This window comes from Achromobacter sp. UBA5777, assembly GCF_002418565.1.
GTDB lineage: Bacteria > Pseudomonadota > Gammaproteobacteria > Burkholderiales > Burkholderiaceae_B > Achromobacter > Achromobacter animicus.
Genome location: NZ_DIEJ01000165.1, coordinates 1 through 17,120, shown reverse-complemented (window position 1 = coordinate 17,120; position 17,120 = coordinate 1). Strand labels below are relative to the sequence as shown.

At 66.9% G+C, this 17,120-nt stretch carries 16 protein-coding genes; 4 read left to right on the top strand and 12 right to left on the bottom strand.

What is annotated here, in order from left to right; genetic code table 11:
• Window positions 1–3: 3 nt before the first annotated feature.
• From B3446_RS12970 to B3446_RS12950, 5 genes are all read right to left on the bottom strand, one after another.
• The gene (locus tag B3446_RS12970) at window positions 4–948 is read right to left on the bottom strand and encodes a hypothetical protein (protein ID WP_291381565.1); all 945 of its coding nucleotides are present in this window, start codon (window positions 946–948) and stop codon (window positions 4–6) included.
• 113 nt (window positions 949–1,061) lie between these two features.
• Window positions 1,062–1,853, bottom strand: coding sequence for an ABC transporter ATP-binding protein (locus tag B3446_RS12965; RefSeq protein WP_291381563.1), 792 nt, complete (start codon window positions 1,851–1,853; stop codon window positions 1,062–1,064).
• 2 nt (window positions 1,854–1,855) lie between these two features.
• Complete coding sequence (gene azu / locus B3446_RS12960; protein ID WP_291381561.1) at window positions 1,856–2,308, bottom strand: azurin; 453 nt, start codon at window positions 2,306–2,308, stop codon at window positions 1,856–1,858.
• A 30-nt stretch (window positions 2,309–2,338) separates the two neighbouring features.
• A complete protein-coding gene (locus B3446_RS12955; RefSeq protein WP_291381559.1) occupies window positions 2,339–3,421 on the bottom strand; it encodes a FecCD family ABC transporter permease in 1,083 nt (360 codons plus the stop codon).
• 6 nt (window positions 3,422–3,427) lie between these two features.
• On the bottom strand, window positions 3,428–4,555 hold the full coding sequence (locus B3446_RS12950) for an ABC transporter substrate-binding protein (protein ID WP_291381557.1): 1,128 nt from the start codon (window positions 4,553–4,555) through the stop codon (window positions 3,428–3,430).
• 196 nt (window positions 4,556–4,751) lie between these two features.
• Between B3446_RS12950 and B3446_RS12945 the strand changes: the two genes are divergently transcribed.
• Entirely contained in the window at window positions 4,752–5,435 is a 684-nt protein-coding gene (locus tag B3446_RS12945; protein ID WP_291381555.1) for a response regulator transcription factor, read from the top strand.
• A 46-nt stretch (window positions 5,436–5,481) separates the two neighbouring features.
• A complete protein-coding gene (locus B3446_RS12940; protein WP_224776818.1) occupies window positions 5,482–6,729 on the top strand; it encodes a sensor histidine kinase in 1,248 nt (415 codons plus the stop codon).
• On the opposite strand, the gene B3446_RS12935 is transcribed toward B3446_RS12940, so the two are convergent.
• Complete coding sequence (locus B3446_RS12935) at window positions 6,726–9,056, bottom strand: TonB-dependent receptor (RefSeq protein ID WP_291381553.1); 2,331 nt, start codon at window positions 9,054–9,056, stop codon at window positions 6,726–6,728. The two genes, B3446_RS12940 and B3446_RS12935, sit on opposite strands and share 4 nt — an antisense overlap.
• A 245-nt stretch (window positions 9,057–9,301) precedes the next feature.
• Here B3446_RS12935 and B3446_RS12930 point away from each other — a divergent pair, with 245 nt between their 5' ends.
• Window positions 9,302–10,465: a DUF1624 domain-containing protein gene (locus B3446_RS12930; RefSeq protein ID WP_291381551.1), complete on the top strand. Its 1,164-nt coding sequence runs from the start codon at window positions 9,302–9,304 to the stop codon at window positions 10,463–10,465.
• Window positions 10,466–10,473: 8 nt separating this feature from the next.
• Window positions 10,474–11,562 (top strand): porin, encoded by a 1,089-nt coding sequence (locus B3446_RS12925; protein WP_291381549.1) that lies wholly within the window; start codon window positions 10,474–10,476, stop codon window positions 11,560–11,562.
• A 7-nt stretch (window positions 11,563–11,569) separates the two neighbouring features.
• On the opposite strand, the gene B3446_RS12920 is transcribed toward B3446_RS12925, so the two are convergent.
• The 6 genes from B3446_RS12920 to B3446_RS12895 all read right to left on the bottom strand — a co-directional run.
• A complete protein-coding gene (locus tag B3446_RS12920; RefSeq protein ID WP_291381547.1) occupies window positions 11,570–12,538 on the bottom strand; it encodes an ABC transporter substrate-binding protein in 969 nt (322 codons plus the stop codon).
• 26 nt (window positions 12,539–12,564) lie between these two features.
• The gene (locus B3446_RS12915) at window positions 12,565–13,410 is read right to left on the bottom strand and encodes an ABC transporter permease (RefSeq protein ID WP_291381545.1); all 846 of its coding nucleotides are present in this window, start codon (window positions 13,408–13,410) and stop codon (window positions 12,565–12,567) included.
• Window positions 13,407–14,204, bottom strand: coding sequence for an ABC transporter ATP-binding protein (locus B3446_RS12910; RefSeq protein WP_291381544.1), 798 nt, complete (start codon window positions 14,202–14,204; stop codon window positions 13,407–13,409). Before B3446_RS12910 ends, B3446_RS12915 begins: the two co-directional genes overlap by 4 nt.
• Window positions 14,205–14,226: 22 nt before the next feature.
• On the bottom strand, window positions 14,227–14,784 hold the full coding sequence (locus tag B3446_RS12905) for a carboxymuconolactone decarboxylase family protein (protein ID WP_175121445.1): 558 nt from the start codon (window positions 14,782–14,784) through the stop codon (window positions 14,227–14,229).
• A gap of 142 nt (window positions 14,785–14,926) precedes the next feature.
• Window positions 14,927–15,700, bottom strand: a complete 774-nt coding sequence (locus B3446_RS12900; protein ID WP_291381541.1) for an SDR family oxidoreductase — start codon at window positions 15,698–15,700, stop codon at window positions 14,927–14,929.
• Window positions 15,697–17,120 (bottom strand): class I adenylate-forming enzyme family protein (locus B3446_RS12895; protein ID WP_291381539.1); only part of this gene is annotated, 1,424 nt, incomplete at its 5' end. The genes B3446_RS12900 and B3446_RS12895, both read right to left, overlap by 4 nt.

The window sequence follows — 17,120 nt, the reverse complement described above, 5'->3', positions numbered from 1 at the left end:
AGTTCAACCGGGCGTTCCGCCGGCTTGGCAGCCCGGCTTGCGCGGCAATTGCACGCCCGGTTTCAAGCGCAGCGTCGCGCGGCCATTCGTCTGGGTCAGTTCCAAAGCGCTTGCGCGCCACGCCGGCACGTCGTCAAACGCGATGGCGGGCGTGGCGCTGGAAGCGGGTTTTGCGTCGGACCTTTCGAATTGCAGGGCCGGCAGACCCACGCACGTGTCGTCGAAATCCAGCCGCGCCACCTCGCGCCCATCCCTCATGCGCACCGCGCGGAACGCCAGGGGCGCATCCACGAATTTGGTGATCTCTGGCACGTATTGCAGATCGCCGTGCGCGTCCTTCACGCGGGCGGCTGGCTGCAGCACGACGACCTTACGGCCCGGCGGGATAACCAGATAGGCCACGTCGCCGGCAATGTCCAGCAGCTTTCCGGGGCCGAGATTCAGCGCGTTCAGCGGCGCGTGGCGAATCATCACGGTTTCGTTCCAGGCCGAGTTCACGCGCGTCCAGCCGGGCAGGCGCGCGTCCTCGAACCGCGTGCCGTGGATGCTGTCGCGGTCCGGCTTGTCGGAAAGCGGCAGGCGCTGCACACGTAGTGAGCCGTTGACGACCTGCAGATGCGCGAGCACGGTGCTGGCGCTGGAACTGGTGAAGAACGCCAGCACCGCATCGGTTTCCAGCATGGCGACCGGACCGGGGCAGAAGAACGCGCGAGCCTGCCGCGCATTGCTGCCAGGATAGAGCAGCGCGCCGACGTCGGTGCCGCACAAGGGCTTGCCCTGGAAGGTGATGCTGGTGGCGCGCGTGGTCTGGCGCTGACCGGTGTTCCAGTCACTGCGGCTGCCAGTTGCCACGTCGACGACGAGACCGTGATTGTTGTAGACGATCGCGGCGCCAGAGGGCGCGGCAAGCAGGCTGAGCAGAAATGCAAAGGCGCGGCGGCTCGTCACGGCGGACTCCCTGAATGGCACAAGGGGTGACTATATACCGGTGCGTCTGCGCCGGCCGGGGCATCGGCCCGCGAGGCCATGCGGGTCAAGGCAGCTGCGCGAGTGTTGGAAACCTAAGTGGCTGACCGTTCGGACAGCCCATCCACGTGGATCTGCGCCTGGCCCTGCGGGCAATGTTCGACACGCGCTCGCACGCGGTACACGCGGTGCAGCGTGTCGGGCGTCACGACATCGCCCGGCAGGCCCTCGGCTTCGATCGCGCCAGCGTGCAGCAGCAGCGCGTGGTCGGCGTGCCGCAGCGCGATGTTCAAGTCGTGCAGCACCACCAACGTGATCAGGCGGTGCTGTCGCGTCTGTCGGCGCAGCACGTCCAAGACGTGGAACTGATAGTTCAGGTCCAACGCCGACAAGGGTTCATCAAGCAGCAGCAGACGCGGACGCCGCACCAGTGCCTGCGCCAGCGACGCCAGCTGCTTCTGCCCGCCGGACAGTTCGTCCAGGTGGCGGCTGGCCAGCGGCGCGATGCCCAGCTCGGTGATGACCGCCATCGCGTCTTCCATCAGCGCATGGCCCGGCTGCCCATGCCGGCCGGATCGTGCCGCTACCAGCACGGATTCGAAGACGGTCATGTGCACGCCCTTCGGCAGGGCCTGCGGCATGTACATCGCGCATTCGGCGCGGCGGGCCGGGCTGGCGTTGGCCAGGTCTTCTCCGTCCAGCCAGATCACGCCTTGCATTACCGGGTGCAAACCGGCCAGCGTCTTGAGCAACGTCGATTTGCCGCTGCCGTTCGGCCCCAGCAACGCGGTGACGGCGCCTTCGGGCATGGGGCCGGCGCTGGCGTTGCGCAGCACCGGCCGCCCGCCATAGCCGGCGGACAGGGCCTGGATGCGAAGCTTCGTCATCGTCAGGGTTGCAGCACCAGCGTGCCGCGCATGTGCTGCGCGTGCGCGGGGAACGAGCAGTAGTAGGTGTACGACTGGCCCGCGCGCAGGCGGCTGACGGGGAAGGTGACGGTGGCCGTTTCGCCGCCGCCCAGCATGGGCGTCTTGGCCAGGATGCGGGCGTCGCCCGGCGCCAGGAAGTCGCTGCTGGCGCCGGCCTTGATGCCGTCGACCATCACCGCGTCGATGTCTTCCGTCTTGGTCAGCACCCAGTTGTGGCCGGCCTTTTCCTTGCTGTTCTTGCCCGTGTGAATCAGGCGAACGGTGAAGTCCTGGCAGGTCGCGGGCACGACGATGTGGTCCGGGCCGAATTGCTTGCCGGGACGGCCTTCGACGTCGATCGAGCAAGCGGGGGCGGCGTGGGCCGTGCCGGCGATCATCAGGGCTGCGAGCGTCAGCGTCAGGCGGAATTTCATCGGGGTGTCTCCTAGTTGCGGTTGATGCCGTCAGGCGCGCTTGAGGGCGCGCACGACGATGGTGAGAAAGAAGGGAATGCCGACCAGCGAGGTCACGATACCGACCGGGATGAGCGCGCCGGGCAGCACGGTCTTGGACGCCACGGATGCCAGCGACAGGATCAGCGCGCCGGCCAGCGCGCTGCCCGGCAGGTAGTAGCGGTGGTCTTCGCCCAAGAGCAGCCGGGCGATGTGCGGCGCGACCAGGCCGACGAAGCCGATCGTGCCGACGAACGAGACGGCCAGCGCCGCCAGCGCGCTCACGCGCAGCAGGCTGACCAGGCGCAGGCGCTTGACGTCGATGCCGAAGCTGGCCGCGCGTTCCTCGCCCAGCCGCACGGCGGTGAGCTTCCAGGCGTCGCGCATCGAAAACGGAATGGCCAGGACCAGCGCTGCGGCCATGACGCCGACGGTGGTCCAGTTGGCGCGCGCCAGGCTGCCCATCGTCCAGAAGACGATGCCTTGCAGGGCTTCCTCACTGGCGACGAATTGCAGCAGCATTACCAGCGCCTGGAACGAATACACCAGCGCAATCCCGAACAGCACCACGCCCAGCGTCGAGCCGCCGCGCCAGCGCGCCACGCGTTCCAGCACCAGCACGGACAGCAGCGTGCAGGCGAACGCCGATACGGAAACCGTCATGCCGGCCGGCAGCGCGGGCAGATGCCAGTCCAACGTAATGGCAAGCGACGCGCCGAACGCCGCTGCGGCCGAGACGCCCAGGGTGTAGGGGCTGGCGAGCGGGTTGTCCAGCATCGTCTGCATCTCGGCGCCGCCCAGGCCCAGCGCCACGCCGACCAGCAACGCCATCAGCGCATAGGGCAAGCGGAATTGCCAGACGATGACGCGCGTGCCGGTGTCTGACACATCGGGGTGCAGCAGCGTGTGCAGCAGCTCGGGCAAGGACAGCGAGGCCGGTCCGCTCGCGATATCAGCCAGCAGGCTGGCCACGATGGCCAGCACCAGTACAACGGTCAGCAGCAGGCGCTTGCGCACCGCGCGCCGGTACGCGGCGATGGGGTCGTCAGGCACTGACGCCGCGGGCGATGCGGCGGCGGGGGCGAATCCGGTCATGGCGGACTACTTTGCAGATGCGGCCGGAGACGTCCAGAAGGCGCCCGCGTTGTCCAGATCCAGGAACTGGCCGTACAGCGCGTCCAGCGTGCCTTGCGGATCCAGCGCGGCGGCGCGTTCGGGGTACAGCCATTTGGCCATCGCCTCGATGGCGGCAACGTTGTAGGGCGAGTTGTAGAACGCATGCCAGATGCCGTAGGCGCGATGCTGCTTTACGGCGTCCAGATCGCGGATGCCGTCGCGGTCCAGCAGCGTGGTCAGGCTGTCGGCGGATACCTTCGGATCGGCGCCGGGACCGGCCAGAAGGCCCGGACGGCCGGGTTCGGAACGGCTGCCGGTGGCGATGTAGACATCCGGCTTGGCGTCGATGACGAACTCAAGACTCACGTCGCCGATCGCGCCGGGCAGCACGGGCGCCGCGACATTGACGCCGCCCGCGGCTTCCAGCAGGTCGCCGAAGCTGCCGTTGCCGGTGGTGTGGCAGCAGGCCGGCCACACGCCCGCCAGCATCTCCACAAAGACGCGCGGCCGCTGCGCCTGCGGCACCGGTTCCACGACCGTGCGCACGCGGGCAAGGTGGTCTTCATAGAAGGCGATGTAGCTTTCCGCCTCGGCTTCGCGATCCAGCGCCTGGCCCAGGATGCGCATGCTGGGCACGGTGTTGCGCACGGGGTGCTGACGGAAGTCGATGAAAACGATCGGGATGCCGGCTTCCTGCAACGCCGGGATCATCGGATTGTTGCGGCCCGGCCCATGGCCGCTGACGCTGAAGATCGCCACGTCGGGCCGCAGCGAGACGATCTTTTCCGGGCTGACGCTGGCCTCCGACGTCTTGCCGATTAGCGGCACATCGGCCGCCTTGGGGAAGCGCTTGACGAGCTGGTTCCAGGAATAGGGATCCTGTTGCTTCAGCTCTCCCTGCCAGCCGACCACGCGCGCCACGGGATCGTGCCGGTCCAGCAGCGCCATCGCAAAAGCGAAGCGGCCCTCGCCCAGCAGAATGCGTTTCGGGTGGTCGGGGACCGTCACGACGCGGCCGGCCAGGTCGGTGACCTCGCGGGCATGGGCGCCGGGCAGGGCGCAGATCAGGGCGGCGGCGGTCACGGCCGCACGGAAAAGGGCAATCGAACGCATGGCGAATCCTTCAGGGGCGTCAGCCGCGGGGTGCAGGTAACGCGAACCATTCTTATCGCCGGGCAGTGTCCGCCAACCCTCCTCAAGAATTCGTTAAGACGCGCAGCGGCTGTGGCAATGCCGCCGCATCGCCGCCGCGCTTTTGGCCGCGCCCCTACAATGTGAGATTGATTGTTATTCGCCGAGCGATCCCGCCATGCGCGTTCTCGTCATCGAAGACGACCCCGACATTCTTGCCAACATCACCCATCACCTGACGCGGCGCGGCTACATCGTCGATTGCGCCGAAGACGGCCAGCGCGGCTATGCGATGGCGGCGTCCGGCGAATTTGACCTGATCGTGCTGGACCTGATGCTGCCGCGGCTGGACGGCTACGAGTTGTGCCGCCGGCTGCGCACCGAGGCGGCGTGCAACACCCCCGTCATCATGGTCACGGCCCGCGATACGCTGGATAACCGCCTGACCGGCTTTGACGCAGGCGCGGACGATTACCTGGTCAAGCCCTTTGCGCTGGCCGAACTGGCCGCGCGGGTCAAGGCGCTGCTGCATCGCGCCAGCGGGGCGGGCGCGGCCCGCGTGCTGCGCGTGGGCGACCTGACGCTGGACACCGGCACCTTGGCGCTAGCGCGGGCGGGCCAGCCGCTGCGCTTGCCGCCGTCTCCGCTGCAACTGCTGACCCTGCTGATGCGCGCCAGCCCGGCAGTGGTCCATCGCGCCCGGCTGGAAGAGGCGCTGTGGCGCGACTCGCCGCCTGACAGCGACAGCCTGCGCACCCACATCCACCAGATCCGCCACGTGGTCGACAAGCCCTACGACACGCCGCTGCTGCACACGGTGCATGGCATCGGCTACCAGCTGCGGGCCGCGAACGATGGTTAACCGGGGCAGACGCGCGGCGCGGCGCGGGCTGGCGCGCCATCTCGTATTGACCTATGTCGCCCTGGCGCTGCTGGTGGCGGGCCTGCTGACCTGGTTGTCGGTGTGGAGCGTCGGCAAGCTGGAGGCGCATCTTCAGCGCATCGACATGGGCATGGCGGTGGAGCGGGTGCGGGGCGATTTCCTGGCGGGCATCGATCCCGGGCGGCCCAATCGCTTCTTTCATGGCGATCCGGGCAGCGCGGCGTTTCCTGACTGGCTGCGCCCGCTGGCGCCGGGATTTCACAAGATCGAGCGCAACGATCGCGTCTGGCATGTGATGGTCGACGACTTCAAGGGCCAGCGCTACATGCTGCTGCGCGACTACACCGAGTACGAGCAGAACCAGTCGGCGTCGCACTGGACCGCGGTGACGGGACTGGCGGCCAGCCTGGCGCTGGCGTTTGTCCTGGGCATCCTGGCAACGCGGCGTCTGCTGCGCCCGCTTGCGCGGCTGGCCGCCCAGGTCAATACGCGCGGCGCGCAGCCGCCGCAGACCCGGCTGGCCGAAGACTATCCGCCGGACGAGATCGGCCAGCTTGCGGCCGCCTTCGACTCGACCTACAACCAGCTCGAACAGGCGCTCAGACGAGAGCAGCTTTTCACGGCCGACGTGGGGCACGAATTGCGTACGCCGCTGATGGTGATCTCCAGTTCCTGCGAGCTGCTGCGCGAAGAACAGACGCTGGACGCGGCAGGACAGGCCCGTCTTGGCCGTATCGAGGCAGCCGCGGCCGACATGGGCGAGCGGCTGGACACCTACCTGATGCTGGCGCGCGGCGGCGACGCGGCCGGCCTGTTTCCGCGCGAAAGCGCCGCGGACACCGCGCGCGGCCAGTTGACCGCCTGGTCGCCGGTGGCGCAGCGGCGCGGCATGCAGTTGACGCTGAACGCATCGGGTGCCCCGGAAGCGGCCTTGCTGTTCCCCGCGCCGCTGCTGCGCGCGGTGCTGTCCAACCTGATCCGCAATTCGCTTCAGTACGCAGGCCCGCAGGCCAGCATCGTCGTCACGGCAGGGGCTGATTACCTTCAAGTGAACGACAACGGTCCTGGCATTCCGGTGGAACGGCAGGCTTCCATCTTCAACCCCTTCGTGCGCGGCGATCAGCCGGACGACGGCAATCTGGGGCTGGGCTTGTCGCTGGTGCAACGCATCTGCGAGCACCAGGGCTGGCGCGTGTCGCTTCAATCGCGGCCCGGGCAGGGCAGCCAGTTCCGGGTGGACCTGGCCGGCCCCGCGCCGGCTCCTGCGGGTTAGAACGCGACGTCGGCCGTGAACAGCGCCGTGCGTCCCGCGCCCGGCACCCCGTACAGCTGGAAGCCATCCAGCGAGGCGCCGATGCGGCTGTAATAGAACTTGTTGAACAGGTTGTCCACGTTCACCCCCAGCGTCACGTTCTTGTTCAGCCGGTAGCGCGCCGCCACGGAATGCAGCCAGTAGGACGGCGCCTTCTCGTTGTCGCGCACCCAGACCGGATGCGTGCCGTACGGACCGGATACGGTGGAACTGTTGTTGTTCTTGCCGCCGACGTACTTGTTGTCCGTGTAACGCCGCTTGCCCACGTACTGCGCGCCATAGCTCAGCGACAGGTCTTCCGTAGCTGCGTAGGTGGCCCACAGGTTGAACGTCAGGTCCGGCACGTTCTTGGCTTCTTCGCCCTGGTTCGCGCCCTTGGTGATGCGGCTCTTCATGGCGCTGACGCCGGCAAAGGCGGACCAGCGCGGCGTGATGTTGCCCGACAGGCCCAGCTCGATGCCGTCCACGCGCTTGGCGGGCAGGGCGCGCACGACATCGGTGGCGTCGTCCCCGTATTCCCATGAGTCCGTCAGTTCCGTGCGGAAGATCGCGCCCGTCAACGACAGGTCCCCGCCCGCCACATCCCACTTGGTGCCCAGTTCCCACGTGCGGGCAACGGCCGGCTTGTAGGTGTCGGAGCCGGTGGCGCCATAGATGTTGTTGTTGGTGGACGCGCCCATGGCCGACGGTTGCGCGGCCTGGCTGTATGAAACGTAGACGCTTCCGTTCTCCACGGGCTTGTACGTCAGGCCGATGCGGCCGCTGAAGGCGCCGTCGGTGACGCGTTGCGTGGCGGCGCCCGCCGTTTGCGTGACGCGGTAGCGGTCGTAACGCAAGGCGCCTTGCAGCATCCATTGCGGGTTGAAGGTCACGGTGTCCGCGGCGTACAGGCCGGCATTGAATACTTCGGCCTTGTTTCCCGAATCGCCCTTCAGCGTATCCACGCCGCCCATGTCCACGCCGCCGGTGTTGCGCAGGTCAAGCACGGGATTCACGGACGGGGCGCGGATGGTGCGCGCATGGTCGCCGTAGGTTTCCTTGTAGAACTCCACGCCCGTCACCACGGCATGCTTGATGCCGCCGGTATGGAAGTCGAGGTTCAGGTTGGTCTGGTTGGCCAGGATGGTGTAGCGCTTGGACGTGCCGAAGTCGTTGCCGCGCAACTGGGCATAGGGCGAGGGATCGCGCAGCGGCGTGAAACCGCTGTACGAGGCAATGCCGTCCGCGCTCTGCACCAGCGGGCCGGCGCCCACGTAGCCGTACGACGTGCGCGACGTGGAATTGAAGCGCGCCGGGGCCAGCACGCCGATGCGGTCGGTCTGCTGCCAGCGGCTGATGTTGGTCACGCGCGCCGCTTGGGTGAAGTCATGCTCAACCTTCATCGTTGCCTGATCGGTGCGCGTCTGCTCCGTGTACAAGCCGGGGTCGCCGTACCAGGCATTGCGTGCCACGTTGGGCATGCGCTTGCCGCCCGAGCCGCGCTGAATCGGCACGCCGCCATCGGGGATGTTGTCGTCTTCCTGATGCAGGTAGTTCACCGTGACACGGGTGGGCGAACCCAGGCCCATCGCCAGCGAGGCCGCGACGCCAGACCGGTCAAACTCCGTCACGTCGCGCTCGGCCACGCCGTTGTGATGGCGCATGAGGTTGACGCGCAGGGCGGCGCTGTCCGTCAGTTCCTGATTCAGGTCTGCGGTGATGCGCCGGTAGTGGTCCGTGCCCAAGCCGCCGGACATCTTGTAGAACGAGCCCAGCCGGGCTTCCTTGCTGGCCAGGTTGACGCTCCCGCCCACGGCCGAGATGCCGGATTCGATGGAACCCGTGCCCTTGAAGACCTCCGCCTGCTCCAGGTTGAAGATGTCGGTGCGGCTGGACAGCCCCGCGTCGCGGATGCCGTCCACCGTAATGCTTTGCTCCGCCGAAAACCCGCGGATCGTGAACATGTCGCCCCAGCCGAGATTGCCTTCGCCCGAACTGAACGTGATGCCCGGCACGTTGCGCAGCACGTCCTGCAGGCTCTTGGCCTGCTGCTCTTCCAGCACCGCGCGCGGCACGACCGTGATGCTTTGCGGGGTGTCGAGCAGCGGCTCGGTGAACTTGCCGGACTGCACGCGATCGGCCTTGAAGGGCGGGGCATCGGCCTGCACGGTGACAGGCGCCAGGAGTACCGCGTTGTCTGCCGGGGGCGTCTGGCCGTGGGCCTGCGTGGAGGCGGCGGCGCCCAGCGCCATGCCCAAGGCTTTCAGGGCGAACGCGCCCTGGGAGTGTGTTTTTTGTTGTTGCGCCATGACGATCTTGAGTGCCTCAATGAGAATCGTTCCGGATTCTAGGGAGGCGTGTCTCAAGATCCTGTTAAGACGCTGGAACGGGGGCGCACTCGGACGATCGTGCAGGTTGGCCAACCGCCGGGTGGGTGACGAGCCGGGCGATTTGTCTTGGAACAGTAATGTTATTACATTACTATTCTGGCTTTTTTCGCGCCGCGCGCCTCCCGGCGTGCGACCGGCATTCCAAGCATCTCCCGCATTCCTCCATGGCTTCTCTCATTTCCCCTCCCGCCGCCTCCCGGCTGCGTTCCATCGACGCGCTGCGCGGCCTGGTCATCGTCATCATGTTGCTCGACCACGTGCGCGAGACCTTTTTCCTGCATCACCAGGTTGGCGACCCGATGGACGTGTCCGCCACGCCGCCGGACCTGTTTTTCTCGCGCCTGCTGGCGCATCTGTGCGCGCCGGTGTTCGTGTTTTTGACGGGCCTGTCGGCCTGGCTGTATGGCGCGAAGGCTGGTGACCGCAGCGCCACGGCGGCGTTTCTGGCCAAGCGGGGCGCATTCCTGATCGCCCTCGAAGTCATCGTCGTGAACTTCGCGTGGACCTTTCAGTTTCCCCCGTCTGTCGTGTACCTGCAGGTGATCTGGGTGATCGGCCTGTCCATGCTGTCGTTGGCCGCTTTGCTGTGGCTGCCGCGCTGGGCGCTCATTGTCGTGGGCGTGGTGCTGGTCGCCGGCCACAACGCGCTGGATGCCGTGCACTTTGCCGCCGGCCACGTGATGCACGTGCCGTGGGCAGTGCTGCATGATCGCGGCTGGATCGAAGTCAGCGACACGCTGCGCCTGCGCACGTCGTACCCGTTGCTGCCGTGGATCGGCGCGATTGCGCTGGGGTACGCGGCCGGACCGTGGTTCCAGCCGGGTTCGGACGCCGCCGTGCGCCAGCGCCGTTTGTGGACGGCCGGGCTGGCGGCGGTGGCGGGCTTTGTGGTCCTGCGCGCGCTCAATGGCTACGGGCAGTCGCAAAAGTGGGCGGTGCAGGACGACACGCTCCATACCGTCATGAGCTTTGTGAACATCACCAAATACCCGCCGTCGCTGATGTTCCTGCTGCTGACACTGGGTTTGGGACTGTGCTTGCTGGTCCTGATCGAACGCGCGCAATCGGCCGGTTGGGTCCGCGCGCTGTGCGTGTTTGGCGCCGCGCCCATGTTCTTCTACCTGTTGCACCTGTACGTGTTGAAGGCGCTGTACCTGGGCGGCGAAGCCATCTGGGGCCTGAACCAGGGCAAGTATTTCGGCGTGGATGGCATGGCGTCGGTGTGGCTGATTTCGATCCTGCTGGCCGTGGCGCTGTTCTGGCCCGTGCGCTGGTTCGGACGCCTGAAGGCCGCGCGCCGCGATATCGCCTGGCTCAAGTACCTGTGAGGCAGGCGATGGCAGCACGCAAGTTTGCCGTGGGCGTCGCGGCATTGATGGCGCCATGGGCGGCCGACGCGCAGCAAAATGCGGTGACGCTGTATGGCGTCGTCGACCTGAGCATCGCGGGGTTTTCCACGCAGGAACGCGGCACGGCCATCAACATGCAGTCGGGTGTGCAGTCCGGCTCGCGCTGGGGGCTGCGCGGCAGCGAAGACCTGGGCAATGGCCTGCGCGCGAACTTCCAGCTGGAAAGCGGCTTTCTGGCCAACAACGGCAACTCGGCGCAAGGCAGACGCCTGTTTGGACGCGCGGCGTGGGTGGGCGTGTCGGGCGGTTTCGGCGACCTTCGGCTGGGGCGGCAGACCTCGGTGTCGTCCGCCACGCTGGCGGACTACGATGCGTTCCTGGCGTCGTATCTGATCACCGGCGCGCAGACCGCGCTGCTGCCGTACAACGCCAATCGCGCCGACAACACGGTGTCGTACTGGAGTCCCTCCGTGGGCGGCCTGCGTGCGGGTGTAGATGCCAGCATGGATTACGACGGCGGGGGCGGATTCAAGACCGCGTCCACCAACAAGCTGTACAGCGCCGCCGTTGTGTTCGATCAGCCGGGCTATTCGATCGCCGCAACCTATGAGGGCGCGAGCTGGGCGGACGGAACGGTGCAATCGGCCGCCATGGCGAACGCCGGGGCCGACCGCCGTCCGTACGCGTACACGCTTGCGGGCCGCGCGACGGTGGATGCGTTCACGCTTTATGCCGGCTGGTCGGTGATGCGCAACGGCTCCACCATTCCGGCCGTGCCGTCACCCGGGCAGCGCGTCTACTTTCCGGGCAGCACCGTGCATGGCGTGATGGCGGGCGCTGCCTGGCGCTCGGGCGCGAGCACCGTGATGGCATCGTGGCAGGGCAGCCTGCCCGGCGGCGGTGCGCTCGAACGCGATGGCGCCACGCATTCCCAGCAGATCTATTCGGCAGGCTACGTGTACGACCTGTCCAAGCGCACCAACGTGTACGCCATCTACGGCTATATGCGGGGCGCCTGGGACGATCCGTCCTGGCATCAGTCCCAGTACGCGGTGGGTATGCGCCACCGCTTCTGACTGCGCGTCAGTACGTCTTTCCGGCTATCGAATCCGCATAGCCGAGATCCAGCCATTTGCCATCGGCAGGGATGCGGTCCAGATTGCCCAGGTCGATCTGGGTCTGAAGCGCGTCCTTCAACGCCTGCTCGGGCACCGCAACGGAATCGGCGAACACGCCGTCGTCGATCAGGCGCTGCACCGACGCGCGCACGACGGCGGGATCCAGGTTGGGAAAGAGCTTCAGGCCGCTGGCCACGGCGGCGGCCGGGTCCTTGCGGATCGCCTTGAGCGCGCGATCAATGCCGGAGACGAACTTCTGCGAGACCTGGGGGGCAATGTCCTGGCGCGTGGAGATGGCCGAGAACGTGTACGGGCCGATCTCGCGCGAAAACGCGGAAACCACCTTGAAGCCCTGTGCCTGCGCCTGCGAGGCGCCCGGCTCGTAGAGCACCGCGCAATCGGCCTGGCCGGAACTGAGCGGGCCGATCTCGTTACCCAGCGGCACTTCCAGCAGGTTCACGTCGCGCTTGGGGTCCAGGCCGGCGTTCTTGACCAGCTTGATGAACGCAGATGAACTGGTGGTCGGCATGGCGCCGGTGGCGATGGTGGCGCCTTTCAGGCTCTTGAAGCCGTCAAACGCGAAGGCCGGCTTGCAGGTCAGCCACACGCCCAGGCGGTTCAGCGTGCCGCCCACCACCTTGACGGGCGCGCCGCGGCCGAAGGAGATTGCGGTCCATTCGGGGCCGTGCAGAGAGAAGTCAGCACTCTTGGAGATGACGGCGGCCAGCGCGTTCGTAGACGACGATGCGACGTCGATGCGCACGTCCAAGCCTTCGTCCTTGAAGTAGCCGTGTTCCTCGGCGAAATACACCGGCAGGTAGAACACAGACTTGAACGCGGCCGAGACGACGGCCTTGTCATTGGCCATCGCCGACACGGACAGCAGAGAGGCGGCCGCGGCGGCGGCGATGCGCAGGGTGGTACGGATTTTCATGGGTTTGCAGCGGCGCAATGTGCGCTTCACAGTTTGAATTGAGTGGCGTAGGTCTGGTCTTTCCAGCGCAACAGGCGCTTTTCGGCGATGTCCACGCCGGCGTACAGGACGAAGCCCAGCGCCATCAGCGAGAAGATGCCGACCCAGACCGTGTTCAGGTCATAAAGCGACGAGGCGACGAAGATGATGTGGCCCAGGCCGTACTTGGACGAGATGAATTCGCCCACGACCGTGCCCACCAGCGCGAAGCCGATGTTGATGCGGAATGTGGCGATGATGGCGGGCAGCGCCGACGGCACGACGACCTTGGCGAAGATCTGCCGTTTGGTGGCGCCCAGCGACACGAGCATCTTCTGAATGTCCGGGTCTGCGTCCTTGGCGGCCTGAAAGGCGGCCAGCAGCGCGACGATGGACGTCAGCGAGATCGACAGCGCCACCTTGGAGATCAGGCCCGTGCCGAACCACAGAATCACCAGCGGTGCGAAGGCGATCTTCGGCACGCTGTTGATCGCGACCAGAAAGGGTTCGACCACCTTGGCGCCATAGGGCGAATACCACAGCGCCAGACCCGGAATGGTGCCCACCACGGTGCCGACGACAAAGCCTGCGGCCGACGCCCACAGCGTGTAGTTGGCGTGCTCCCAGAGTTCGCCGGACACGATCAGTTTCCACCCCGCCTGCACCACGCCGGCCGGGGATCCAAAAAGAAATCCCGAGACGGCGCCGGTGCGCACGGCGGCTTCCCACGCGCCAAACAGCACGGCAAGAATGAGAAGCTGCGTCGCCAGGACGGGAACGCGAACGCCCGGACGCGGAAGTGCGGGCGCGGGCGAAGCGACGCCCTGGGCAAGAGATGCGGAGGTCTGGGTCATGCGTGGGTGCCGTCCTTGCGGGCGGTCTGTATGTCGAGTTCCTGGCACAGCAGGTCGAAGTAGCCGGGAAAACGGCTGTCGTGGCGCGCATGCAGCGGCGAACGGGTGCCAAGCTCGATGCGATGCTCGCTTTTCAGTCGGCCGGGCCGGGCGCTGAGGACGAAGATGCGCTCGGACAGCGCGATGGCTTCGTCGATGTCGTGGGTCACCAGCACTACGGTCTTGCCTTGCTTGCTGACGGTGTCGGCCAGCATCGATTCCAGGAACAGGCGGGTCTGGTAATCCAGCGCCGAGAAGGGCTCATCCAGCAGCAGCACGTCCGGATCTGGCAGCAGCGTGCGCGCCAGGGCCACGCGCTGTCGCATGCCGCCGGACAGCGCCTTCGGATAGATGTCCTGGAAGGGCAACAGGCCGAAGGTGTCCAGGTACTCGCGTGCGCGTTCGACGGATTCGGCCTTGGGCGCGCCGCGGATTTCCAGGCCGACCAGGACGTTGTCCAGCACGGTGCGCCACGGCATCAGCAAGTCGCGCTGCAGCATGTAGCCGACGCGGCCGCGCAGGTTGGGCAGCGGTCGGCCGTCCAGCGCGATGGTGCCGGCGTCGTGTTCCAGAAGGCCGGTCAGGATGTTGAACAGCGTGGACTTGCCGCAGCCGGAAGGGCCGATGATGCTGACGAACTCGCCGCTGGCGGCGTTCAGGCTGATGTCGTCCAGGACCTGCACCGGGCCGGTGTCGGTGTGAAAGCGCTTGGAGAGATTGCGGATCTCAAGTTTGAGGGGTGGGGTAGGGCTCATGGCGAAACGACTGCACGCCGCCTCAAGCTGCGCCAGGCTCCAGTTCCAGGGCCACCACGTCTTCGTGCGGCACTTCCAGCGCCTCGTTGAAGCGCTTGAAGAAGCTGCACAGCGCAATGCGGATGGTCAGCTCGACGATCTGCTCCTCGCTGAAGAACGATTGCAGCTTCGCGTAAAACGCATCGCTAACCTGTGCCGGCGTCAGTGTGACCAGCACCGCGTAGTCGCGGACCACCAGATCCTTCTCGTCCAGGCCCGGCACCTGCGGTTCCAGCAGGCGGTCGATGGCTTCCTGCGAGATGCCGTGGGCAGCCAGCTTGGGGGTGTGCAGGGTGACGCAGTAATGGCAGGCATGCGCCTTGGACGCGGTGAGCAGCGCTATTTCCAGGTGGCGCGGCGAGATCAGCCCGTCTTCGCGCGACTGCACCAGGTACGAAAAGAAGTGCTTCAAGGCCGGCGGGCGGGGCGCGAACGCGCTCAGCATGTTCGCGTACGGGCCGTAGTCCTGCAGAAGCTGATTGAAGAGTTGGGCGGTCGCGGGATCCAGCTTGGCGGGATCCAGAGGAGTAAGGCGTGACAAGGCAATTCCAGCGTAGGGAAGAAGAACGCTGAAATCCTAAGAGACATGCGGCCGCGTGAAAAATACCGATATCACATATGTATATGGGTATGCCGGCGTCCCGGACGGCCCTGCAGCGTTGCCGCGCCGGTATCGCGCGTGGCTACAGCCGCTGTCCTCCCGTTGCATCAATGCGCTGTCCCGTGACCCAGCGGCCCTCGTTGGACGCCAGGAATGCCACGATGTCCGCGATGTCTTCGGGCTGGCCGACGCGGCCCAGCGCGATGCTCTGCGCGATGACGCGGCTCAGTTCCGGATCGCGGGCGCGCTGGTTCAGGTCGGTGGCGGTTGCGCCGGGCAAGACCGCATTTACGGTGATGCCGCGTGCGCCCAGTTCGCTGGCCAGCAGCAGCGTCAGCGCTTCCAGGCCCGCCTTGGCCGGCGCGTAGACGCTCATTTCGGCATACGCGGCGCGGGTTCCCATCGACGAGATGTTGATGATGCGGCCGCCATCGCGCACGAACGGCAGGCAATGCTGGATCAGAAAGAACGGGGTCTTCAGATTCACCTGCAGCACGCGGTCGAAGTCCGCCGGCGTCACCTCGGGCAGCCGGGCGCGCAGGCCTACGCCCGCGTTGTTGACGAGGATGTCCAGGCCCTCGTCGCCGGTGCGTTCGCGCAGGCTGGCGCGTGCATCCTGCGCCAACCGCTCGGCCGCCTCCGGGTCCGCCAGGTCGGCCCGCAACGTCCACGCCTGACCGCCGGCCGCCTGGATATGGCCGACGACTTCATGGGCGGCGTCGGCCCGCGCGTTGTAGTGCACGGCGACGAGCGCGCCGCTGCGGCCCAGCGCCACCGCGATCGCGCGGCCAATGCCCCGGCTGCCGCCGGTGACGAGGGCGGTCTTGCCCGCCAGGGAATCCGGTGCGGCGCTCATGCGGCCTCCTTTTCCGGTTGTGTCCAGGCATGCCGGGCTTCCAATGCGCGCGCCTCCAGCAGCAAGGCATTGCGATCGACCTTGTTGGTGCCCGCCCACGGCAGGTCGTCCAGGAAGCGGATGCGGCGCGGGTGCTGGTAAGCCGGGCCGTTATCGAGGGCGTGCTGCTTGAGCGTGTCGGCGTCCAGCGTGCTGCCTGCACGCCGCACGACGAACGCGACCGGGATGTGGCCGCGCTCTTCGTCGGCAAGTGGCACCACGCAGCTCTGTCGCACGTCGGGGTGCGATTCCAGCAGCTTCTCGACTTCAACGGGATAGATGTTCTCTCCCGCGCAGACGAACATGTCGTCCGCGCGGCCTACAAAGTAGTGGAACCCGTCGGGGTCGCGGCGCATCACGTCGCCGCTGTAGTACCAGCCGTCGTTCAGCACCTGCGCGCTCTTCTCAGGCAGGTTGTGATAGCCGCCCAGCACAGCGGGATTCTTCATTTCCAGCACGCCTTCGTCCGGGCTGGCGCCGCCCGTCAACCGGACCTGCGCGGCGTCCAGCGGATAGCCGACCGACAGCGGCGGCGTGGGCAAGCCGTCGGGATGCGGTCCGAACACGGCGGGACCGGCCTCGGTCGTGCCATAGCCGTGCGTGATGCGCACGTGCGGCAGAGCACACTGGATGCGGTCGAACAGAGCCGTCGTCATTGGCGCGGAGCCCAGCATCACGCGCTCCAGCGCCGACAGGTCGCGGTCCTGCAGCAAGGCGGGATCCTTGACCAGCCGCGCAAACATCGTGGGCACGGCGGTCAGGATGGTGATGCGATAGCGCGCTAGCGCATCGGCGTAGGCGGCCACGTCGAACCCGGGCTGGATCACCAGCAGGCTGTTGCTGGCAAATGCGCGCTTGGACATGAAGAGACCATTCATGTGAAAGAGCGGCTGCGCCAGCAGATAACGCGCTTGCGGCGCGTCCGGATTCGCGGGGCCAGACGTGGCGGTCAGCGCCCACAGTTGTCCGGCATGGGTCAGCGGCACGCCCTTGGGTTTGCCGGTGGATCCCGACGTGTACAGCATCTGCGCGATGTCTTCACGCGCGGGCGTGGCACTCGTGAACGCGGTGGGGACGATCTGCGCCGCAAACCCCTGCGGGCCGGCGTCGTCGAAATCCAGCACCGGCACGGTAGCCTCGAAACCGGCGCGGCGGGGCCCATCCACGAACGCGAGCGCAATGTCCGCATCGCGCAGCACGTAGTCGATGTTCTCCTGCGACTGCTTGATGTTGATCGGCACGGCCACGTGACCGGCCCGCATGATGCCGAAGTACGCCAGCAGGTACTCGGCTCGGTTCAGCGCAGCGATGGCGACGCGTGAGCCGGGCGGCAGGCCGCGCGCGGTCAGCCACGCGGCCACGCCGCCGGCCAGGCGGTCGG

Excerpts from the sequence above, each read along its gene's own strand:
- B3446_RS12955 (WP_291381559.1), bottom strand. The coding sequence starts at position 3,421 with ATGACCGGATTCGCCCCCGCCGCCGCATCGCCCGCGGCGTCAGTGCCT.
- B3446_RS12945 (WP_291381555.1), top strand. The coding sequence starts at position 4,752 with ATGCGCGTTCTCGTCATCGAAGACGACCCCGACATTCTTGCCAACATC.
- B3446_RS12935 (WP_291381553.1), bottom strand. The coding sequence starts at position 9,056 with ATGGCGCAACAACAAAAAACACACTCCCAGGGCGCGTTCGCCCTGAAA.
- B3446_RS12900 (WP_291381541.1), bottom strand. The coding sequence starts at position 15,700 with ATGAGCGCCGCACCGGATTCCCTGGCGGGCAAGACCGCCCTCGTCACC.
- azu (WP_291381561.1), bottom strand. The coding sequence starts at position 2,308 with ATGAAATTCCGCCTGACGCTGACGCTCGCAGCCCTGATGATCGCCGGC.
- B3446_RS12925 (WP_291381549.1), top strand. The coding sequence starts at position 10,474 with ATGGCAGCACGCAAGTTTGCCGTGGGCGTCGCGGCATTGATGGCGCCA.
- B3446_RS12950 (WP_291381557.1), bottom strand. The coding sequence starts at position 4,555 with ATGCGTTCGATTGCCCTTTTCCGTGCGGCCGTGACCGCCGCCGCCCTG.
- B3446_RS12915 (WP_291381545.1), bottom strand. The coding sequence starts at position 13,410 with ATGACCCAGACCTCCGCATCTCTTGCCCAGGGCGTCGCTTCGCCCGCG.
- B3446_RS12920 (WP_291381547.1), bottom strand. The coding sequence starts at position 12,538 with ATGAAAATCCGTACCACCCTGCGCATCGCCGCCGCCGCGGCCGCCTCT.
- B3446_RS12965 (WP_291381563.1), bottom strand. The coding sequence starts at position 1,853 with ATGACGAAGCTTCGCATCCAGGCCCTGTCCGCCGGCTATGGCGGGCGG.
- B3446_RS12910 (WP_291381544.1), bottom strand. The coding sequence starts at position 14,204 with ATGAGCCCTACCCCACCCCTCAAACTTGAGATCCGCAATCTCTCCAAG.
- B3446_RS12930 (WP_291381551.1), top strand. The coding sequence starts at position 9,302 with ATGGCTTCTCTCATTTCCCCTCCCGCCGCCTCCCGGCTGCGTTCCATC.